Origin of the sequence: Micromonospora sp. NPDC126480, from assembly GCF_040302465.1 — a bacterium.
GTDB lineage: Bacteria > Actinomycetota > Actinomycetes > Mycobacteriales > Micromonosporaceae > Micromonospora.
Window position 1 is genome coordinate 1 of the sequence record NZ_JBEORU010000058.1, and the last position, 2,500, is coordinate 2,500.

At 57.8% G+C, this 2,500-nt stretch carries 1 rRNA gene (cut by a window edge); it reads right to left on the reverse strand.

Annotated elements, in window-relative coordinates:
* Positions 1-2,500, reverse strand: a 23S ribosomal RNA gene (locus tag ABTW87_RS29975) (its annotated part continues 609 nt past the right edge of the window); the annotation flags it as partial.

Below are 2,500 nucleotides of genomic sequence, written 5' to 3' on the forward strand. Positions count from 1 at the left end.
GTCAAGTCCTCGGCCTATTAGTACCGGTCAACTGAACCCGTTACCGGGCTTACATTTCCGGCCTATCAACCCAGTCGTCTAGCTGGGGGCCTTACCCACCCCGAAAGGTGGTGGGATACCTCATCTTGAAGCGAGCTTCCCGCTTAGATGCTTTCAGCGGTTATCCCTTCCGAACGTAGCTAACCAGCCGTGCCCCTGGCGGGACAACTGGCACACCAGAGGTTCGTCCGTCCCGGTCCTCTCGTACTAGGGACAGCCCTTCTCAAGTATCCTACGCGCACGGCGGATAGGGACCGAACTGTCTCACGACGTTCTAAACCCAGCTCGCGTACCGCTTTAATGGGCGAACAGCCCAACCCTTGGGACCTGCTACAGCCCCAGGATGCGACGAGCCGACATCGAGGTGCCAAACCATCCCGTCGATATGGACTCTTGGGGAAGATCAGCCTGTTATCCCCGGGGTACCTTTTATCCGTTGAGCGACACCGCTTCCACATGCCAGTGCCGGATCACTAGTCCCGACTTTCGTCCCTGCTCGACCCGTCAGTCTCACAGTCAAGCTCCCTTGTGCACTTGCACTCAACACCTGATTGCCAACCAGGCTGAGGGAACCTTTGGGCGCCTCCGTTACCCTTTAGGAGGCAACCGCCCCAGTTAAACTACCCACCAGACACTGTCCCTGAACCGGATAACGGTCCGAAGTTAGATACCCAAACCAACCAGAGTGGTATTTCAAGATTGCCTCCACCCGCACTGGCGTGCGAGCTTCACCGGCTCCCACCTATCCTACACAAGCTAATTCAGATACCAATGTCAAGCTATAGTAAAGGTCCCGGGGTCTTTCCGTCCTGCCGCGCGTAACGAGCATCTTTACTCGTAGTGCAATTTCGCCGGGCCTGTGGTTGAGACAGTGGGGAAGTCGTTACGCCATTCGTGCAGGTCGGAACTTACCCGACAAGGAATTTCGCTACCTTAGGATGGTTATAGTTACCACCGCCGTTTACTGGCGCTTAAGTTCTCCGCTTCGCCCCGAAGAGCTAACAGGTCCCCTTAACGTTCCAGCACCGGGCAGGCGTCAGTCCATATACATCGAATTACTTCTTCGCATGGACCTGTGTTTTTAGTAAACAGTCGCTTCCCCCTGCTCTCTGCGGCCATACAACGCTCCAGCAGCGTGTGCCTTCACGTCTCCGGCCCCCCTTCTCCCTAAGTTACGGGGGCAATTTGCCGAGTTCCTTAACCACAGTTCGCCCGATCGCCTCGGTATTCTCTACCTGACCACCTGTGTCGGTTTGGGGTACGGGCCGCTCGGAACTCGCTAGAGGCTTTTCTCGGCAGCATAGGATCACTGACTTCACCTGAATCGGCTCGGCATCACGTCTCAGCCTACGTGTGCTGCGGATTTGCCTACAGCACGGCCTACACGCTTACCCCGGCACAACCACCGGCCGGGCTCAGCTACCTTCCTGCGTCACCCCATCGCTTGACTACTACCCGCCAGGTTCCCACGCTCCCCACCATTGACCCGAAGGTCGCCGGCGGCTCGGGTGGTTAGCACAACGAGGTTCATCAGGGTCGCTCCTTCGCGGGTACGGGAATATCAACCCGTTGTCCATCGACTACGCCTCTCGGCCTCGCCTTAGGTCCCGACTCACCCAGGGCGGATTAGCCTGGCCCTGGAACCCTTGGTCATCCGGCGGAAGGGTTTCTCACCCTTCTTTCGCTACTCATGCCTGCATTCTCACTCGTGCCGCGTCCACAACTGGGTCACCCCGCTGCTTCACCCCCGGCACGACGCTCCCCTACCCACCCACACACCTGCACCAACACCCGAAAGTGCCGGCGAAGTACTTGTGTGAGTGCCACAGCTTCGGCGGTGTGCTTGAGCCCCGCTACATTGTCGGCGCGGAACCACTTGACCAGTGAGCTATTACGCACTCTTTAAAGGGTGGCTGCTTCTAAGCCAACCTCCTGGTTGTCTATGCGACCCCACATCCTTTTCCACTTAGCACACGCTTAGGGGCCTTAGCTGGTGATCTGGGCTGTTTCCCTCTCGACTACGAAGCTTATCCCCCGCAGTCTCACTGCCGCGCTCTCACTTACCGGCATTCGGAGTTTGGCTGATTTCGGTAAGCTTGTGGGCCCCCTAGACCATCCAGTGCTCTACCTCCGGCAAGAAACACACGACGCTGCACCTAAATGCATTTCGGGGAGAACCAGCTATCACGGAGTTTGATTGGCCTTTCACCCCTAACCACAGGTCATCCCCCAACTTTTCAACGTTGGTGGGTTCGGCCCTCCACGCGGTCTTACCCGCGCTTCAGCCTGCCCATGGCTAGATCACTCCGCTTCGGGTCTAGGACACGCGACTGAATCGCCCTATTCAGACTCGCTTTCGCTACGGCTCCCCCACACGGGTTAACCTCGCCACATGCCACTAACTCGCAGGCTCATTCTTCAAAAGGCACGCCGTCACCCCGCAAGGCTCCGACGGATTGTA